Below are 17,679 nucleotides of genomic sequence, written 5' to 3'. Positions count from 1 at the left end.
CGGTCATTCGAGCATCCAAACATCCAAAGTCTGTTGCCTATGAAACTGCCCTTTAGAATTTTAGTCGTTGACGATGAGGCTACCACACTGGCTTTGATTTCGGAGCAACTGAGAGAGGCCGGATATGAGACTGAAGCGGCGTCCAGCGGCGAGGAAGCCATCCAGAAAGCCCGTCAGAGCAGATTCGAATTTGTCGTGACGGACCTTTCCATGCCGGGAATGGATGGGATGGAACTGCTGGCTTACTTCATGAAAAACCATCCCGAGACCTATGTCATCATGCTCACGGGATTCGGGACCATCGCAACGGCCGTCGAAGCCATGAAACAGGGGGCTTTCGATTACCTGGCCAAGCCGGCCAAAACCGATGAGATCCTCCTGGTCTTGAAGCGAGCCGAAGAGATGATGCTCCTCAAGGCTGAAAACGACCTCCTGCGCTCTCAATTGAAAGAAAGGTACTGCTTCGACAAGATCATCGGTAAGAGCGAGCCCATGCAGGCCATTTACCGCATGATCGAGCGGGTGGCTCGAACGGACAGCACGGTCCTCATCACAGGCGAAAGCGGCACGGGAAAAGAGCTCATCGCCAATGCCCTCCACTACAACAGCGAGCGAAAAGACAAACCCTTCGTTCCCATCAACTGTGGCGCCATTCCCGAGGAACTATTGGAGAGCGAGCTCTTCGGTCATGAGAAGGGTTCTTTCACCGGAGCGTACAGGGAGCGCCTGGGGCGCTTTGAGCTGGCGCATCAGGGGACGATCTTCCTCGATGAAATCGGTGAAATGAGCTACAAGCTCCAGGTTAAGCTGTTGCGTTTTCTCCAGGAAAAAAAGTTCGAACGGGTGGGGGGCACGCGAACGGTTCAGGTGGATACGCGAATTGTTGCGGCAACCAATAAGGATCTCGAAAAACTGGTGGCTGAAGGGGCCTTTCGTGAAGACCTTTTTTACCGCCTGAATGTCATTCCCATTCGGGTCCCTCCTCTGCGGGAACGGACGGAAGACATCCCCCTCCTGGCCCAGCATTTTCTCAAGCAGCACAGCCAGCAAAAAGACATCCTCATGAAAAAAATATCCAGAGCAGCCCTGGCCGCCATGCAAAACTATCTCTGGCCGGGCAATGTGAGGGAGCTGGAAAATGCCATCGAGCGCCTCGTTATCCTGACAGAAGGTGATGAGATCCAGTTGGACGACCTGCCGGAGCGCATGTGCCAGCGGCAGGCCAAGCCCAATTTTTCTTCCATCGGCCTGGAGGACAACGGGATCGACCTGAAGGGAACCCTGGAGGATCTCGAGAACAACCTCATCCTGGAGGCCCTGAAAAAAGCGGGAGGCGTCAAGAATCAGGCCGCCAAGCTGCTGGGCCTCAACAGGACGACCTTGATCGAAAAAATGAAAAAGAAGAAGCTTACCTATCCCGGCCTTTTCACGGAGTAGTAATGGGGTCTTTCCCATACAATGATCCCTGTTTCCTGAATTCCTTCCTTTCCTGCCTGTATCCTCTTCTCTCCATGCCGGGAGCTCGCATTTTATTGGCATAATCATTGCTAATTCATTCTGAGCCGGCAACCGGCAGTGTTTCACATATATTCCTGATTCTCGAAACGAACTGAAAACCAAGCCATGAAAAGCGAATGCCGGAGGAAAAGCCGGATCTTCATGACGGTCTGCCTGGTGGGGTGCTTCCTTGCGCTCTCTCCTGCGCTGCTCTGGTCCTTACCCCGCACGCCTCCTCCCCCCGGCGTACCGGGGGAGATGCGCGAGCCTGCCTCGCGTCCGTTTCTTGACGCCGGGAAAGCTCATCCTGCGGCCACTGAGGCGCCTCGTGAAGAGCAAGACCGGATCAAGGCCCTCTATGAGCGTGCGGACACTTTTTTTCTCGAGCACCAAACGGAGCTGGACCAGTATGCCGGCGAAGTCCTGAAGCAATACAGCGAGGCCCTTCAACAAGGGGTGACACCGGGGCACACTCCCATGGCCCTTTATCGCTGCGGGCTGAGCTGCCTGGCAATGAAGAAGCCCGATAAGGCGGCAACTTATTTCAAAAGAATCTTATCGGAATATCCTGAGGACCCTGCAGTGAATGCATGCCGGCTGAGGTTTGCAGAGATTTTTCAGGATGCCCGTTCTTATGCCGAGGCTGTCGATGCTTCCAGGAGTGTCCTGCGAACCTCCAGTTTGGAGGAAGAGAAGACAGAAGCGCACTATTCCATTGGAAAGAGTTTTACACTTGCGGGGCGGCACCAGCTTGCGGTGGAAAGCTTCCAGCAGTGTCTGAGGATCGATCCTCTCTTTTATCTCAAAAAGCCCGAACTTCTGAAATTCATGGGAGAATCCCTGTCCTTCCTGAAAGAGTATGAAAAGAGCTGTGAGAACCTTCTGCACTACTTGAATCTGCGGCCCGATACTCCCGAGCGTGATCTGCTCCTGGCCAAAATTGCGGAGACACTGCTCAGCCAGGAAGACGAGCGCCTCGCCAACAGGTTGCACCGTTACCTCCAGGCCAATTTCCCTGATTCCGAGGGGGATTTTATCAGCACGCTGCGCAAGGCCGAACATATCGAGGGCAGGAGCCCGGAAGAACAGGATCGTGCGGCTTCCCTCTACCATGAGTTGTCTCGAAAGCAGCTTCCCTCTCCCCTGCATGTCCTCGTGAAATTCAAGCTGGCTCGTTGGCAAGCCAAGCATGGCAATCACCGTGAAAGCCTCGCCATCATCGATGAAATGCTCCAAACGACTCTGGAAGCCCCCACATACGAACAATTTGCGTCACTCCGCGCCTCGGTCGTGGAGGAATTGCTGAAGCAATCTTTCAATGAAAAAAAGTATGAAGCCGTCGTTCGCCTCTACCAGGAGAATATTCCACTGTTCAAAAACCTCCGTCCAACGGAGATCTTTGGCATGGTGGGTGAAAGCTATGAAGAAATGCAGCTCTATCCCCAGGCGGTAGCCTCCTATGAGGCTGCCCTGGATTCTTTGGGGGAGGGGGGAGGAAAATATTTGCTGCGTATGGCCCGTTGCAGTTACCGCATGGGGGACCTGGAAAAGGCTGCTCAATGCTGTAGAAAGGTCCGCGTGCATGACCTTGAGAGTCAAAAAAATGAACTATTGGCCAGGATCTACTTTGCCCAGGGCAATTACCCTGAAGCACTTCGCCAGTTGGGACTTGTTCTCCCGGGAGGGCGTGAGCCGGCCTTCAGCGATTTTGAATGGGTGAACATGTATGCGGAGAGCTGTATGAACACCGGCAGGCATGCAGAGGCTCTCCAATGGGTTCAAAAAGGGCTGGCTTTGCTGCAGGAAGAGAGCCCGGAAAAACGTCTGCAGCTGCTCCTCGTCAAAGGCAGGTGCCACCAGAAATTGAGCCAGTCCGTGGAAGCCATAAAGTGTTTTGAGGAGGCATTGGGCTGGGTCCGGGGCGGGGATTTGAAAGAACAGTTAAACTACGAGATATCCAACCTATATCTGCAAACGGGTGAGAAGGAGAAGGCTGTTCAGAAGCTTTCTCAGATTCTGGGCTCGCCAAATCCGTTCTGGCAGGCTGCAGCTCAGCAGCAGATCGATTACTTGCAGCTCAAGGAAAAAGGTCTTCAGCTTTTTTAGGGTCGCCGGTGCCGTTGGAGAAGGACGGATGGAGGTGACCTGCAGGGGAGAGTCGTGATGGTGGTGCTGATCGTCGAACGTGATACCAGGGAATCTCAGATGTTGGCCAAATGGGTGAAGGACCAGGGGCACCGTCCCGTCATGGCCAACGGGGTCGGCGATGCGTTGCAGATGGTGGAAAAAGACCATCCCGACCTCATTTTCCTGAATCTTACCGGCTCGGCTTCCGAAGGTTTGAAACTCCTGGAGGCGACTCCCGTGCGGCGCCAGGGTATCCCGGTGATTGCCATGGCTCACAAAGGCAAGCTGGAAGACGCCGTCCTCTACATGAAGGGCGGGGCACATGATTTCTGGGTGAAGCCGGTTTCCCGGGATCGATTGACCAAGACGCTGGAATGGTTTGAGGCCAAAGCTCCTGCGCGTGACCACGACAAGCATGCGGGGAGCACGGCGCTGCTGACCCAGAGTACTGCCATGGTGCATCTCAAGACCATCGCCAAACGGGTGGCCCTGAGCAAAGCGGCCGTCTTTATCCAGGGAGAGAGTGGCACGGGGAAGGAGCTTTTTGCCAGGTACATTCACAGCAAAAGTGATCGCCGCAACAAGCCTTTCATTGCCGTGAATTGTGCCGCCCTTCCCGAAAATCTCCTGGAGAGCGAGCTGTTCGGCTATGAGAAGGGGGCCTTCACCGGTGCCATCAAGGGCAAGGAGGGGAAGTTCGAGCTCGCCCATCAGGGTACCCTGCTTCTGGATGAAGTGACGGAAATGTCCGTACAGCTGCAGGCCAAATTGTTGAGAGTGCTGCAGGAGAACGAGGTCGATCGGCTGGGGGGAAAATATCCCATTCCCATCGACGTTCGCATCATCGCCACCAGCAATGCGAGTCTCGAGGATGCCATTGCCGAAGGGCAGTTTCGCAAAGATCTCTACTATCGTTTGAACGTTATCCCGCTGAAGATCCCCCCCCTTAGAAGCCGCAAGGAAGACATCGAACTGCTCGGCAGGCACTTTATTCAGAAATATCGAAAAATGTACCAGATTTCTGCTGAAGGACTGTCGGAGGATGCTCTGAAAAAATTGAAAGGGCATTCCTGGCCCGGGAATGTTCGAGAACTGGAGAATGTCATCCAAAGAGGGGCCCTGCTGACGCATGGCAAAACCGTGACCGCTGAAAACATTGTCTTCGATGAGGATCATCCCTGTGAGGTGCCGGCCGAGATGCAGTTGATGACCATAGGCGAAATGGAAAAACGTTTGATTCATAAAGCCCTGAACGCCGTTCAGGACAACCGCACCCGGGCTGCGGAAATTTTGGGCATAAGCGTCCGCACTCTTCGCAATAAACTGAACGAATACCGACAGACCCAGGCCGTTCCCGCTAAAGTGGGGAATATGTGAAGGGTATGCGTCAGTATTTTGACTTTTAAGGCTCCCCAAGGACCGTGCATGGCCCGAATCTTCCGCGATTCCCGTGGTATGGATATTGCTTCTCATGCAATACAACTACCGGACAAGGAGGCGACGCATGGGCAATTCCGTGGTATTCGACAAAACCGTTCAGCTGATGCAGGACCGTCTGAATCTCAACTCTCTGAACCAGCAGGTGATTTCGGCCAACCTGGCCAATCTGAGCACTCCCGGCTATGCGGCGAGGGAATTGTCCTTCGATGCGACACTCCGGGACGCCATGGAGGACAACGTGCTGCACCTGACGTGCAAAAGCCCGCAACACAGAGACCCGGTCGATCTCGAGGCGTCCATGAAAACCCCGGAGCTGGTTTCGACGGGGGCGGTGGATCTTGACCGGGAAATGGTGAACCTTTCACGGAACAACATCGAATACCAGTATATGGTGACGATGCTCAACAAAAAGTTCACGATGCTGAAACAGGCCATCAGCGATGGAGGCATGTGATGGATTTCAACAACGCGATCAAAATCAGTGCATCGGCCCTCAGCGCCAATCGCCTCTACATGAATGTTCTTTCAGCGAATCTCGCCAATGTCAATACGACGCGAACCGCCGACGGCAAGCCTTACCAACGCCGCACCGTGCTTTACGAGAGTGTGCCTGCCGCCGAAACCTTTGATGCCTCCCTGGATGGGTTCATGCAGGAGGACATTCAAAAGGTGCGCGTGGCCGATGTGGTATCGGATGGTCGGGATTTCAAGGAGATTTACGATCCGTCGCATCCTGATGCCAACGAACAGGGGGTCGTGCTGATGCCCAACATCAGCCCCATCGAGGAGATGGCCAATCTTGTGGATGCGACGCGCTCCTATGAAGCGAACCTCACTGCTCTGACGACTGCCAAACAGCTCTCCCTGAAAGCGCTGGAAATCGGCAGATAGCCACGGGAATTCTCGCCATGACCATGACGCCAGTTTCTTTATTGCCGCCGGCGATGGGGAAAGCTCCCGCCGCCCCCACTCGAGAAGTGCAAGAAGGTCCTTCCAGCGGATTTGGAGAGATGTTGAAAACGAAGATTATGGAAGTGGACCAGTTGCAGCAGGGAGCCGATGAAGCCATGAGAAAAGGAGCGGTGGCGGGAGCAACGAACATTCATGAGACGATGGTTCAGCTGGAGGAGGCCGATATCGGAATGCGCATGCTGCTCAAGGTGCGTGACAAGGCGCTCTCTGCCTACCAGGAGATCATGCGAATGCAGTTCTGATGAAGCTTCATGACGAAAGGTAGCAGCATTCTATGAACTCCCTGCTCAGATTCTTGGAAAACGTCAAAGCGGCATTCCTTCTTCTCCCGACACCACAAAAGATCCTGTACACGGGCTCTGCCCTCGTGTTTGCCGGAAGTCTCGCCTTCTTGATTTTCAACACGAACAAGACGGAATATGCCACGCTTTATGCCGGCCTTTCCCAGGAAGACGCCGGCATTGTGGTGGAAAAGCTCAAAGCAGGCAAGATCCCTTATAGACTTGAAAAGAACGATCGCATTGCCGTCCCTGAGGCGCTGGTGCACGAAACGCGGCTTTCCCTGGCCACCGAAGGGCTTCCCAAGGGCAGCGGAGCAGGGTTTGAGATTTTTGATCAACAAAAATTGGGAAGCACCGAATTCGTGCAGAAAATCAACTACCAGAGGGCGCTTCAGGGGGAACTGGCGCGCACCATCAATCAAATCGATGCCGTAGCGGAAAGTCGCGTCCACCTGGTCCTGCCCAGGGAAAGTCTTTTCAAGGAAGATGAGCAGCCACCGAGCGCATCCGTCGTGCTGAAGCTCAAATCGGGCGGGCGCATCGGACCTCAGCAGGTTCAGGGAATTGTCAACCTGGTGGCCGGGGCCGTACAGGGGCTCCAGGAGGACAAGATCACCATCCTGAGCACCGATGGACAGGTCATTTTCAAGAAGAATCCCTCCGAGAGCTCCCTGGGGATGAGCGATCAGCAGATCGAATACAAGAAAAACCTGGAAGAGGATCTGCGGCGGAAGGTGCAGTCCATGCTGGAGCAATTGCTGGGAGCCAATCGGGTCATCACGCGTGTTTCCCTCAATCTGGATTTCAATCGGACTCAGGTGGCTGAAGATTCCTTCGATCCCGACAGTACCGTCGTGCGCAGTCAGCAAAGGAGCACGGAAAATGCCCACGGGAAGGATGCCGCACCCGGCGGCAACCCCGACGTGCCCGTCAATGTGGAGAGCAAGCTGCTTCAGAATACGCCGCAAAATGATAATGGCCAAAGCTCGGGAAAGGGATTCAACCGCCAGCGTGAGACCGTCAATTACGAGATCAATCGGGTCACGCGCCAGATCACACTTGCTCCGGGCAGTGTGAAACGCATTTCTGTCGCGGTCATGGTGGATGGTCCCTATGAGATGAAGGACAACGGTGGAGGAAAAGTCGCTCCCGTTTTTGTGGCGCGCTCCCGAGAGGACATGAAGGTGCTGGAAGACTTGGTGAAAAAGGCCGTTGGATATGATGAAGCTCGAGGCGACCAGATCACGGTCTCCAACATACCCTTTGCCGTGGATACGGCGGGCCAGGAGATGGGCCCTCCCGAGAACAAATGGGTGAAGCTCTTCAAGGACAATCAGAGGATCCTGTTCAACCTGCTCCTCATGGCCCTGATTTTTTTCTTCGTCGTTCGGCCCTTCATGCGCAAATTTCAGCAACTGGGGAAGGAATCTGACAGGCTCTCCGAGCCCATTCCCGCCCTGCCGGGTGTGGGTGTTGGACAAAACGACAAGAATGCTGAGCAGTTGGATGCGCCAGAGGAGAAGCCTCCGACACTGCCTCAGGAGGCTCGAGTCCTGGTCCTGGAGGACCCCAAACGCGCTGCACAGGTGTTGAGGTCCTGGCTGCAGGAGGAGGTCGAAAGCTAGATGGAGAAATGGAAGGGAGCACAAAAAGCCGCCATGCTGCTGCTCACGCTCGGTGAGGAGGCGTCATCCATGATCCTTCGCAACCTGAGCAAGGAAGAGATCAAGCGTGTGAGCATGCATATGGCCGAAATACACAGGGTCGAAAAAGACGTGTCCGAAGAGGTGCTGCAGGAATTCGTGTCGGGATTCAAAGAAGACGGACGTGTTGCGATGCCGGGCGGCCATTTTCTTCGAAACCTCCTGCCCGCAGTCCTGGGGAACGATGAAGCCAGCGATTTGATGGCCGGGATCGAGAGTGAAAGGGAAAAGGTTCCGTTCAAGTATATCAAAGATATAGACTCAAAGGTGCTGGCAAATTTCATTCGAAATGAGCATCCCCAGACCATCACCATCATTCTCGCCCATCTCAGTCATGAGAAAGCGAGCCAGGTCATTCACGGCCTTCCCGAAAACCTTCAGTTTGAAGTTGTGAATCGTCTGGCCCAGCTGGAGGTGGTGCCTCCGGATCTCATCAGGGATGTGGATGAAGTCCTGGAAAAGGAATTGCTTGCCTTGGGGCGCGACAGCCAGCGGATCCTCGGAGGGGTGGGGACGGTGGCCCAAATCCTCAATTACAGTGACAAGCGAACGGGCGAAAATATACTGCAGTCGCTGGAGGAACGGGACGAGGAGCTCGCGGAACGGGTTCGCAAGCTCATGTTTGTCTTCGATGACCTGGTGGCTGTCAATGACCAGGGGATACGCGAGCTCCTGAAGGAAGTCACCAACGAAGACCTGACCCTCGCCCTCAAAACCGCCTCCGACGAACTGAAGGGCAAGATTTTCAAGAACCTCTCCAAACGCGCCGCAGAAATGCTGGTAGAGGATCTGTCCATCATGGGGCCTGCGCGGTTGAGTGAAGTTGAAGGGGCTCAGCAGAATATACTCAATGTCGCCAGGCGCCTGGAAAAGGAAGGTCGTCTTGTCCTGGCCTCCGGGGATGGTGGCGATGCCCTTGTCTAAGATCATCAAAGCCTGCCAGGATCCCGGACTGGAACGCTTCGAGTTTTTCGAGATTGGGGAGGTCTTTTCGGACACCGATCCTCTTCCGCAATCGGATCGGGTCTCGCCTCATCCCATGCTCCAGAAAGATCCTGCAGCCCCTGCCGCATCGTCCCTGGAGGACATGGATCACATCATTCGAAATCGATTGCTGGAAGCGGAAAGGCAGGCTCAGGAAACGGAAAAGCTCGCTTATGAAAACGGCTATGCCCAAGGCCAGAAGGATGGCTTCGAGTATGGCAGGAAAAGCGCCCTCATCGTTCAGGAACAGTTGGAAAATGTTCTCCTGCAGTTGGGAGCCCTTCCTTCGAAGGCTTTCAGGGACTACCGCGACTGGTTCATCAAATCCTCTCTCTCCATGGCCCGCTGCATCGTTCAAGGTGAGTTGAAGACAAATCCGGACGGCTTATTCAGCCTCGTGACATCCCTCCTGCATGATGCCGAAGAGCATCACACGCTCACTCTGTACCTGAATCCCAGGGACTTGGATCTCTTGAGAAAAAAAACGCCCCTGGAGAGCTGGATCCAGCAGTTCTCTCCGGCTTTTTCTCTCAAGACCGATGCCGGGTTGACCCCTGGAGGCTGCCGCCTGGAATCGGATCTGCAACTGCTGGACGCAACCCTGGAGACACGGTTCGCTTTCCTGGAAGAGGCACTGACTGCTCCGGCGACCGACCTGGAAGTTCAAAGCTGTGAATCCGACGGATGATTATCTCGAGCTGTACCCGCTGCTGTCGCGCCTGAGGGATTTTTCCGGCACACAGAACTACGGTCGGGTCGTATACCTGGTGGGAAACATCCTCGAAGCGGAAGGCTTGAGGGCCGCCGTGGGAGATGTCTGCAAAATCGTTCCGGCGGGAGACGCCAAGCCGGTTCTTGCCGAGGTCGTGGGGTTCACTCAGAAACGGCTCAAGCTCAGCCCGCTGACTCCCCTGAGCGGCATTGCACCCGGAGATCTGGTCCGGATTCACCATCAGGCGGCCTGTATCGCATTGCATGCTTCTCTACTGGGCCGTGTCATCGATGGCATGGGAGAGCCCATCGACGGCAGGGGCCCCCTGCAGAAAGGCATTGCCTATCCGCTTGCGGGAAATGTTTCCAATTGCATGGCACGCCCTGTCATCGAAGAGCAGCTGGATGTGGGCATCCGCTGCATCAATAGCCTCCTCCCCATCGGCAAAGGCCAACGCATGGGGATTTTTGCCGGATCGGGTGTCGGCAAGAGCACCCTCCTGGGAATGATGGCCCGGTATACCTCCGCGGATGTGATTGTCATCGCCCTCATCGGAGAGCGCGGAAGAGAAGTGAACGAGTTCATAGAAGGGGAGCTGGGGGCGGAAGGATTGGCGCATTCCGTAGTGGTGGTGGTCACTTCGGACCAACCCCCGACGGTGCGCATGCGGGGCGCCTACATCGCCTGTGCCGTTGCAGAGTTTTTTCGCGATCAGGGGAAGGATGTGCTTCTCATGATGGATTCCGTGACCCGCTTTGCCATGGCCGCGAGGGAAGTCTATCTGGCTGCAGGTGAGCCCCCGACCACCAAAGGCTATACCCCCAGTGTCTTCAGCCACCTGCCTCGCCTCCTCGAGCGGGCGGGCAATTTCCAAAAGGCCTCCATTACGGGAATTTATTCAGTGCTGGTGGAAGGAGGCGACATGGAAGATCCCATTGCCGACAGCGTGCGCTCCATTCTGGATGGACATATTGTGCTGGACCGATCCCTTACCCAGAAACGGCACTATCCCGCCATCGATGTTCTGAAGAGTGTCAGCCGTCTGGAGAGCAGGCTTCACAGTGAAGAAGACAAAATTCTGACATCACGCCTGATTCGAACGCTGTCTCATTATCGCCAGAGCGAAGATATGATTCATATCGGAGCGTATGTGCGGGGAAGCCATGCAGAGACGGATTATGCCATGGATATGATTGAGCCCATCAACGATTTCCTGCGGCAGGGGGTGGAAGAGAAGTGCACCATTGCTCAGGCCCGAGAGGCTCTGGCTGCCCTCTTCCAGTGATTCTTCAACGTGTGGGGCAAAAGCACTCTGCTGCCCAGTACGACAACGAGAGTTCTTGCGCAGGGTGGGCTTTACCCACCATTCCGCGCCGAAAGCATTGGTTGGTGGGCAAAAGCCCACCCTGCGCGGGAGAGCAATGTCCCGCTGTCGTGCCAGGCAAAACGCGCGGAAAGCCCCGAGAGTGCTTTGAGCTCCAGAGACCGCAATTTTTTTGACGCATTATGGCCTTTCTCTTTCGATTCAATTCCCTTCTGAAGCAGCGCCGGCACCGGTTAAAAGGAGCCCAGGCTGAACTGGCCGCAGCCCGGCATGGCCACCAGCAGCTTCTGAACCGGGAGGAGCAGGCTCTCTGCCGGATGGCAGAGCAGCAGACGCTTTGGGAAACGGATCAGGCCAGGGGAGTGGATGTCGCCACCCTCTTGTGCATGAAAGAATATCGTATTGCAATGGAACGACAATTGCAGTCTTTGAGGACAGAGTTGCTGCAGGCGGCCAAGGCTGTGGAGGAGAAGCAGGCGGCATATATCGAATGCGAAAAAGCAGTGAAGATGCTGGAATGTCTCGAAGAGGCGGAGCGACTGTCCTTCCGCTACCTTCAACGTCAAAGGGAACAGAAAGAGTTGGACGAAATCTCCATTCTGAAGGGCTTCCATGAAAACGACTGACAATGGAAAAACTGAGTCCAAGCCGGAAACGCGGCGAAGCCGCAGGTGGTGGGGAAGCATCTTCTGGATTCTTTTAGGGGTGGTTTCCCTCAAAGTCGCCCTCACCTTTGGCTTTTTCTGGAGCGGAAAGGAAACGAGCCGCCCCTGGCTTTCCACCCCCAGCGTTCTGGCGGAGGAGCAGAAGGGCAAGACCGTATTGGCCTCCACTCCAAGCAAACCGCCCATTGCGTGCCAGTCCGAGGGCCCCGAAAAGCGAACCGCCGCAGAGTTCTCGGCGTCGGCGGCAGAAAAAATTTCCTACCTCGAACAGAGGGAAGCGGAGCTCAAGCGCAAGGAGAAAGAGATCCAGCAGAGGCAGGAATATCTGCAGCAGATGGAAAAGGACATTGAAAAAAAGCTCTTGGAGTTGACTGCCATCCAGAAAGAGATCCAGAATTTTCGAAATGAAAAGGAAGCGAACCAAAATGCCAAGATTCGCTCCCTGGCCAAGATCTACGAAACCATGAAAATCAAAGAAGCGGCCAAGTTACTGGAAAATCTTGATGAACAGCTGGTGGTGAACGTCATCTCCGTGATGAACACCGATGCGGCTGCCAACATTCTTGCCAACATGGACACCAAAAAGGCGGCAAAAATTTCTCAAGTCCTCTCTACCCACTGATCCCTCCGACGTCGCAGCCGCTACCAGTCCTGTGGGGCGCCCGCCCGGGGAGTCGCAGGGGGAGCAACGCCGGCGCAGGAAGAATTTTCCCCTTCCAGACCGGAATGCGCGCGTGAGCAGGGGGGCTCTCAATGTACAAGATCTTGATTCCATGGAAAAATTTCGAGTTGGCTCCTGCTGGTATCGCTTTTGCTCTTAATGAGGAGTGGGGAAGCGCGCCATAGCTTGAGATCAACCTGTGAGCAGGATGGGAAATGCAAGCCAACCAGATATCCGCCGGTCAGTTGATGATGGGTTTTATGTCCAAAGCCAAGGACGACATCAGAGAAGGCATCGTGGCCAACGCCTTTTCCAAGGAGCTGCTTGCACAGTGCAACACCGGTGACGGCACGGGCACAGTACCGGTTCCCGTTCAGGGCAGCACAGCCTTGCTCGCTGGGGATTCGAGGGCTTCGACTTCAGATGATCAGGCCCATCCTCCAGCAGAGGGGATTGCTGTCCGGGAACTGAAACCTGCCGGAAGTCTTCCTGCGCGGAATACTCCATCGATACCCGATCGAAAAATCTCCGAGGTCAAACTGCGTGAGGAGCTCTACGTTTCCGATCCCATGGTGGTGGAGAAAATCCTGGCACACTTTCAGTTGCCTGCCGAAGCCAGGGCCGTCTGTGCCGGCAGCTTGAATTCCAGGGGAGGCGTTCCCTTCAATACGATTGGTGCCGTCCTGGAACAGTACAATCCTGGAGGTACGTCCCAGCCGGGAGAAGCAACTGCAGGCTCTCAGGAAGTGGCGGAATTCGTTGCAGCACTCCAGTTGAAGGAAGGACCGGCTCCGAGCGTTTTGAGGGGCATTCCTGTGAAAGTGAAAGGTTCCTACAGCCTCAAAGAATTTAAATTGTTGATGAAGAAAGCCGTTGCCTGCCTCAATGAGGCGGAGCTCAAGAAGGCGGACTTGCGGGATGGCGTCGACAAAATTGCCGACAAGAGCGGGGGAAGTCCGGCGGCAGGAGCGGCTTCTTCGCCGGCTTCTGCTCCTGCTCTGGCGTACGGGCTGTCGACACAACTGGTCCAGAGCGCCCCACCCATGTTTGTGCAGCCGAGGGAACGGAAGGCACATCCCAATCCCTGGGAGCCCGTTCAAAATGCTCTATCTTTCCCATCATCGGAAGAGCCCTCGCGATTGCATGACGGCACGAGGATTCAAGCAATCGGTGATCCTGCCTCCCTGGTAATGGAACCTGCTATGGGGGAGACGATCAAATCCGATGGGCCGAAGGAGGCTTCACCCGTTCCACCCCTTCAGGTGGTTTCCAGCGATGCCGAGGTCGACGGATTGCATCAGACCAAAGTAAATGAAGTGCTTCAAACCCTCTCCGCCCGCACTGCAAGTGAGGAGGCGGCTCCATACCGTTTGGGCGACAGCAATGAGGGGCAGATCCCGGCGAAGGAAGACTACCTGCAGGAAAACCACGGGAAGGAAAAACCCGAATTACGTTCGGTCCATGCGACGGGACCCTCGCAGGAGGTGTTTGCTCCCCCGGCAGCAGAGCCCTCGGGGACCGGCGTGGAAGTCTTTCCCAAAGACAATCGACCCTTGTCACGGGTGGATTCTACGCCTCCCGCCCGTGTGGACGTCAGCGTGCAGGGGCCTGATCATGCAGTGGAAATGGGGTTTTCGAAAGGATGGACGCAGGGGGACTTTTCCCAGCCTCAGCCTCAGCCCATGGAGCTCGGAGCTCGCATGGACATTGACGCACCGGTTGGAAGGGATTCGCACTGCACCGAAGAGACGGCTCGTCCTTATCATGCGCCGGCGGTGGTTGTGGGGGCAGGGGAGACTGTCTCGGCAAGGAGTTCTCTGGAGAAGAACGGAGAGCTGATCAGGGTGGAGGACTTGAATGTCGCCCAGGACTCGGAAATCTCCTTTCATGAAGGACTCTCTCAACGGGAAGTATCAGAAGTATCAACGGAGTCGGGCATGGAGCCTGAGGAGACTGCCTCTTCCCCTATAGAGCGATGGAGTGGTCGGGTGTCCCCGAACGTCCAATTGGAAGGCCCGGACCCGGTCGAACATCGGCAGCCTGCTCGTATGGAAGTCGCTAGTCCTTTTGAGGCATGGCCTTCCGAGCCTTCCCCTTCCGAGAAACCTCGCGGCAAGCCGATTCCTCCACAGGGTGCACCAGCCGTGGAAGGCGCAGAGAAGCAGACTGATGAGCACGGGTCTTTTCATGTTTCTGAAAAGAGCTCTCATGAGGCAGGGCACCCTGAAACGAAGAGGCTCGACGAGTCGGCAATATCTCGGCGAGGGCCGGAAAAATTTTCCGAGTCCGCCCCTGCCGATGCGCCTGCCGTCTTTTCGGAATGGCAGGGGAATACGCGTGCCTCTTCTGACGATAACCGTCTGGATTCTTTAGAGGTAATTCCAAAACAGGAGCCCGGAGCGCAGTACTCTGCCCCTCCGGACCTGGCATTTCCCCATTCCATGGAAGCCGGAAGCTCCGAGGGTCTCGAAGGCCTGTCGGACATGTCTGGTGGCGAATCCGAAGAGCATAACACCCCCTCCCGTTTGGAGAGAGGGCCTCTTGGCATAGACCTGGCTAACGCTTCGGATCAGAGCAATACAACCTTCCAGGATAGCGCTAGAAATTGGAAACGGTTGCAGGATCCTTCTGTAGCAGGGATCACAGAGCCCGATGAAACGATTCCAGATGAGGCGGCAGCCTCCCCAAAGGCTCCCGATGCCTCTGCACCACGATTTGCTCTGGAGACCGCATCGTCTCCTTTGGAGCCGCAAAAAGGGCCGGCAGATTCCCTTCCTCTCGAAGATGCCGGGTGGCCCCAGGAGCTGGGACGGCGCTTGACGCAACTCCGAGGAAAAGATGGGAACCGGCTGACATTGGAACTTGCGCCGAAGCACCTGGGAAAGCTCGTGATCCAGGTCGAAGCCCACCGGGACCAGGTCATCGCGTGGCTCTCCACGGACAATGAACAGGCCAGAAGCCTGCTGGTGCAAAATGCGCCGCTTCTGCGGCAGCAGCTTCAGGAGCAGGGACTGGTGTTGGGGCAGCTCCAAGTCAGTGTCGGGCAGGAAGGTCGGGAAAAAAATTCCCAGCGGCACTTTGAATTTTCACATGGCAAGGGTGAAGGCGGCAGGAGTGTCGAAAAATTGCAGTCGGGCAGGCGGTCAGGGCCAACCCATGCCTACCGTTCTGCGGATGGAGATCGCCGCATCAGCCTCTTTGCCTGATGACGGTCCTGCAACATCCTCGAGGTGATATCCCGGGAGAAGGGGAAGGGTCCATGTCAGTAGCGGGATCAACAGCAGCAACAGCAACAGCAGCGAGCAGCCTGTTCGGGGTTGGAAAAAGCACACAGAATTCTGGAGTGAGCTCCGATGGGAGCAAGATCGGCATGGACGGGTTCTTGAACATGTTCATGACCCAGCTTAAGAATCAGGATCCCACCAATCCTCTGGAATCCTACGAGCTGGCTGCTCAGCTGGCTCAGTTCAGCAGTGTGGAAAAGCTTTCCCAGATCAATGCCAACATACTCAAGGAGATGGACTACCTCGCCTCCATCAGCTACGGCCAGATGACGCAAATGATCGGGAAAGAAGTCGTCGGTGTGGACGACAGCATTCAGCTGCACCAGGGGGAGACGTCCAACAGCTCGTACAAGCTGGATGTTCCGGCCAGTGTGACCCTCAGGATCATCAATGAGAACGGGACATTGGTGCGTACCATGCCCGTGGGAAATCAAGATTCCGGAACCTACGAAGCGCAATGGGACGGTAAGGACAACTCGGGCAAAGCCGCTCCAGATGGGACCTATCACGTCCAGGTCGAGGCTGTGGATGCGGAGGGGAACGCCCTGGATGTCACTCAAACGGTCAGCGGTAAAGTGTATGCCTTCCGGATGGATCAGAACGTTCCCCAGTTGATCATTGGGGGGGCTGACGGCGCCAGGCTCGCTCTGGGTTCCATCATTGAAGTGCGCAACGGGGAAACAGGTGGGGAGGATTGATGCCCCATTCCGACAAGGCAAAGAAATATCGCTCAGGTTCAAGTCATTTCATTTTGTGATTTTTCGATATGAACTGCAAGGAGGATGATCATGGCGATCACGAGTGCGATGTCAAATGGAGTCAGTGGGTTGAACAGCTTCAGCACAGCCCTGGAAGTGACCAGCGATAACGTGGCCAATACCGGGACAACGGCCTACAAATCCAATGCGGTGCGTTTCGGTGATATGGTGAGCAGCTATTACAACACCCAGTCCAAGGACACGGACCGGCGCGGTGCGGGAAGTGTCGTCCTGGGGGTTGCAACGGATTTTGCTCAGGGACCCTTCACCAACACCACAAGCTGGTGTGACATGGCCGTGAACGGCCAGGGCTATTTCAATCTGGCCAAGTATGACAGCGATACGAAAACCGTTGACTCTCAAGTCTTCTATACACGCGACGGCAGTTTTCATGTGGACAAATCGGGAGCACTTGTCAATTACCAGGGCTATGCGGTCTTGGGGCAGGATAAGCAGCCCATTTTTGTCGAACCGACTCCGGAGACTCCGTCACACACCAATTTTTATGTGGACAGCAAGGGGCAAATCTGGGGATATCCCGTGGACGGAACCTCCGATCCCGAGACCATCGGGGCCAAGATCAGGATGGTCATTTTCCCCAATGAGGGGGGACTCATTCGAAAAGGAGGGAACCTCTACACCAACGGTCCTGAATCCAAGACTCCCATCGATGTGACGGACAACCAGACCCTGAGGGGCGACATTGCGGGCTACACCCTGGAAGGCTCCAACGTCGATCTGGCCAAGGAAATGGTGAACATGATCGTCTACCAGTCGAGCTACAATGCCAATTCCAAGTCCATCACGACAGGCAGGGATATGCTGGATACGACCATAAACCTCGTCAGGTAGGCGGGCTGAAATTCGTTTCCAGATCTTGGAGGCGGTTGGATTTCGCGGGGAGCTTTGGATTTCCATCAAAACGTATGGACGAAACATTCTTCCGGTAAATTGGAGAGCATGGAGAGTGTTTCGTCCACGTTTGTGTTGTCCGGACAAAAAGAAGTCCAGATTTCAAGAACTGAGCTATCCCGCATGCACTTCGCATATTGGATGCCTCTGTTCTCTTGAATTTTAGAAACTCCCTTTTTGAACGATGGTGTCCGCCCACTGCCCGTCCTTGCAAACCAGGCAATATCCCTCGCAGCATACTTTAGAACCGTCGGTATATTCAGAATCACCCGAGCGGCAGGTTTTTTTCTCTTGGACTTCCATGGCTCACTCCTTGTACTCTGTCAGTCGATTGTAGCTTTTTATAATACTTACTTTTC

Annotated in this window: 16 protein-coding genes; 15 read left to right on the top strand and 1 reads right to left on the bottom strand. The window is 55.2% G+C overall.

The genetic code is table 11. The annotated features are described in order from the left end of the window. Positions 1–39 precede the first annotated feature (39 nt). The 15 genes from MWC30_RS03460 to MWC30_RS03390 all read left to right on the top strand — a co-directional run bounded on the left by MWC30_RS03460 (position 40) and on the right by MWC30_RS03390 (position 17,260). Positions 40–1,437, top strand: coding sequence for a sigma-54 dependent transcriptional regulator (locus MWC30_RS03460; protein WP_244082758.1), 1,398 nt, complete (start codon positions 40–42; stop codon positions 1,435–1,437). 186 nt (positions 1,438–1,623) lie between these two features. Then, positions 1,624–3,603: a tetratricopeptide repeat protein gene (locus MWC30_RS03455; RefSeq protein WP_244082757.1), complete on the top strand. Its 1,980-nt coding sequence runs from the start codon at positions 1,624–1,626 to the stop codon at positions 3,601–3,603. A 57-nt stretch (positions 3,604–3,660) separates the two neighbouring features. Then, positions 3,661–5,001 carry a sigma-54 dependent transcriptional regulator gene (locus tag MWC30_RS03450; protein ID WP_244082756.1) on the top strand — a complete coding sequence of 447 codons (1,341 nt, stop codon included), beginning with the start codon at positions 3,661–3,663 and terminating at the stop codon, positions 4,999–5,001. A 127-nt stretch (positions 5,002–5,128) separates the two neighbouring features. Then, on the top strand, positions 5,129–5,518 hold the full coding sequence (flgB, locus tag MWC30_RS03445; RefSeq protein ID WP_244082755.1) for a flagellar basal body rod protein FlgB: 390 nt from the start codon (positions 5,129–5,131) through the stop codon (positions 5,516–5,518). Next, the gene (flgC, locus tag MWC30_RS03440) at positions 5,518–5,955 is read left to right on the top strand and encodes a flagellar basal body rod protein FlgC (RefSeq protein WP_244082754.1); all 438 of its coding nucleotides are present in this window, start codon (positions 5,518–5,520) and stop codon (positions 5,953–5,955) included. Before flgB ends, flgC begins: the two co-directional genes overlap by 1 nt. Positions 5,956–5,972: 17 nt before the next feature. Continuing rightward, a complete protein-coding gene (gene fliE, locus MWC30_RS03435) occupies positions 5,973–6,278 on the top strand; it encodes a flagellar hook-basal body complex protein FliE (protein WP_306423192.1) in 306 nt (101 codons plus the stop codon). A gap of 32 nt (positions 6,279–6,310) precedes the next feature. After that, complete coding sequence (gene fliF, locus MWC30_RS03430; RefSeq protein ID WP_244082752.1) at positions 6,311–7,942, top strand: flagellar basal-body MS-ring/collar protein FliF; 1,632 nt, start codon at positions 6,311–6,313, stop codon at positions 7,940–7,942. Next, positions 7,943–8,944, top strand: coding sequence for a flagellar motor switch protein FliG (fliG, locus tag MWC30_RS03425; RefSeq protein ID WP_244082751.1), 1,002 nt, complete (start codon positions 7,943–7,945; stop codon positions 8,942–8,944). Then, positions 8,937–9,692, top strand: a complete 756-nt coding sequence (locus MWC30_RS03420) for a FliH/SctL family protein (protein WP_244082750.1) — start codon at positions 8,937–8,939, stop codon at positions 9,690–9,692. Before fliG ends, MWC30_RS03420 begins: the two co-directional genes overlap by 8 nt. Further along, entirely contained in the window at positions 9,676–11,001 is a 1,326-nt protein-coding gene (locus MWC30_RS03415) for a FliI/YscN family ATPase (protein ID WP_244082749.1), read from the top strand. The genes MWC30_RS03420 and MWC30_RS03415 overlap by 17 nt, the downstream gene beginning before the upstream one ends. A 221-nt stretch (positions 11,002–11,222) precedes the next feature. After that, entirely contained in the window at positions 11,223–11,666 is a 444-nt protein-coding gene (fliJ, locus tag MWC30_RS03410; protein WP_244082748.1) for a flagellar export protein FliJ, read from the top strand. Next, complete coding sequence (locus MWC30_RS03405; protein WP_244082747.1) at positions 11,653–12,327, top strand: MotE family protein; 675 nt, start codon at positions 11,653–11,655, stop codon at positions 12,325–12,327. The genes fliJ and MWC30_RS03405 overlap by 14 nt, the downstream gene beginning before the upstream one ends. A gap of 254 nt (positions 12,328–12,581) precedes the next feature. Continuing rightward, a complete protein-coding gene (locus tag MWC30_RS03400; RefSeq protein ID WP_244082746.1) occupies positions 12,582–15,572 on the top strand; it encodes a flagellar hook-length control protein FliK in 2,991 nt (996 codons plus the stop codon). Then, positions 15,572–16,348 (top strand): flagellar hook assembly protein FlgD, encoded by a 777-nt coding sequence (locus MWC30_RS03395; protein WP_306423191.1) that lies wholly within the window; start codon positions 15,572–15,574, stop codon positions 16,346–16,348. The genes MWC30_RS03400 and MWC30_RS03395 overlap by 1 nt, the downstream gene beginning before the upstream one ends. A gap of 90 nt (positions 16,349–16,438) precedes the next feature. Further along, a complete protein-coding gene (locus MWC30_RS03390) occupies positions 16,439–17,260 on the top strand; it encodes a flagellar hook-basal body protein (RefSeq protein ID WP_244082744.1) in 822 nt (273 codons plus the stop codon). Between the two features lie 222 nt (positions 17,261–17,482). Here MWC30_RS03390 and MWC30_RS03385 read toward each other — a convergent pair whose 3' ends face one another. Further along, on the bottom strand, positions 17,483–17,623 hold the full coding sequence (locus MWC30_RS03385; RefSeq protein WP_244082743.1) for a hypothetical protein: 141 nt from the start codon (positions 17,621–17,623) through the stop codon (positions 17,483–17,485). Between the last annotated feature and the right edge of the window lie 56 nt (positions 17,624–17,679).

The organism is Desulforhabdus sp. TSK (genome assembly GCF_022836495.1).
Taxonomy (GTDB): domain Bacteria; phylum Desulfobacterota; class Syntrophobacteria; order Syntrophobacterales; family Syntrophobacteraceae; genus Desulforhabdus.
The sequence above is the reverse complement of the archived record's forward strand: the minus strand, read 5'-3'. Positions and strand labels throughout refer to the sequence as shown.

Coding starts and splice junctions, on each gene's coding strand:
- MWC30_RS03460 (WP_244082758.1), top strand. CDS start 40: ATGAAACTGCCCTTTAGAATTTTAGTCGTTGACGATGAGGCTACCACA.
- MWC30_RS03455 (WP_244082757.1), top strand. CDS start 1,624: ATGAAAAGCGAATGCCGGAGGAAAAGCCGGATCTTCATGACGGTCTGC.
- MWC30_RS03450 (WP_244082756.1), top strand. CDS start 3,661: ATGGTGGTGCTGATCGTCGAACGTGATACCAGGGAATCTCAGATGTTG.
- flgB (WP_244082755.1), top strand. CDS start 5,129: ATGGGCAATTCCGTGGTATTCGACAAAACCGTTCAGCTGATGCAGGAC.
- flgC (WP_244082754.1), top strand. CDS start 5,518: ATGGATTTCAACAACGCGATCAAAATCAGTGCATCGGCCCTCAGCGCC.
- fliE (WP_306423192.1), top strand. CDS start 5,973: ATGACCATGACGCCAGTTTCTTTATTGCCGCCGGCGATGGGGAAAGCT.
- fliF (WP_244082752.1), top strand. CDS start 6,311: ATGAACTCCCTGCTCAGATTCTTGGAAAACGTCAAAGCGGCATTCCTT.
- fliG (WP_244082751.1), top strand. CDS start 7,943: ATGGAGAAATGGAAGGGAGCACAAAAAGCCGCCATGCTGCTGCTCACG.
- fliJ (WP_244082748.1), top strand. CDS start 11,223: ATGGCCTTTCTCTTTCGATTCAATTCCCTTCTGAAGCAGCGCCGGCAC.
- MWC30_RS03405 (WP_244082747.1), top strand. CDS start 11,653: ATGAAAACGACTGACAATGGAAAAACTGAGTCCAAGCCGGAAACGCGG.
- MWC30_RS03400 (WP_244082746.1), top strand. CDS start 12,582: ATGCAAGCCAACCAGATATCCGCCGGTCAGTTGATGATGGGTTTTATG.
- MWC30_RS03395 (WP_306423191.1), top strand. CDS start 15,572: ATGACGGTCCTGCAACATCCTCGAGGTGATATCCCGGGAGAAGGGGAA.
- MWC30_RS03390 (WP_244082744.1), top strand. CDS start 16,439: ATGGCGATCACGAGTGCGATGTCAAATGGAGTCAGTGGGTTGAACAGC.
- MWC30_RS03385 (WP_244082743.1), bottom strand. CDS start 17,623: ATGGAAGTCCAAGAGAAAAAAACCTGCCGCTCGGGTGATTCTGAATAT.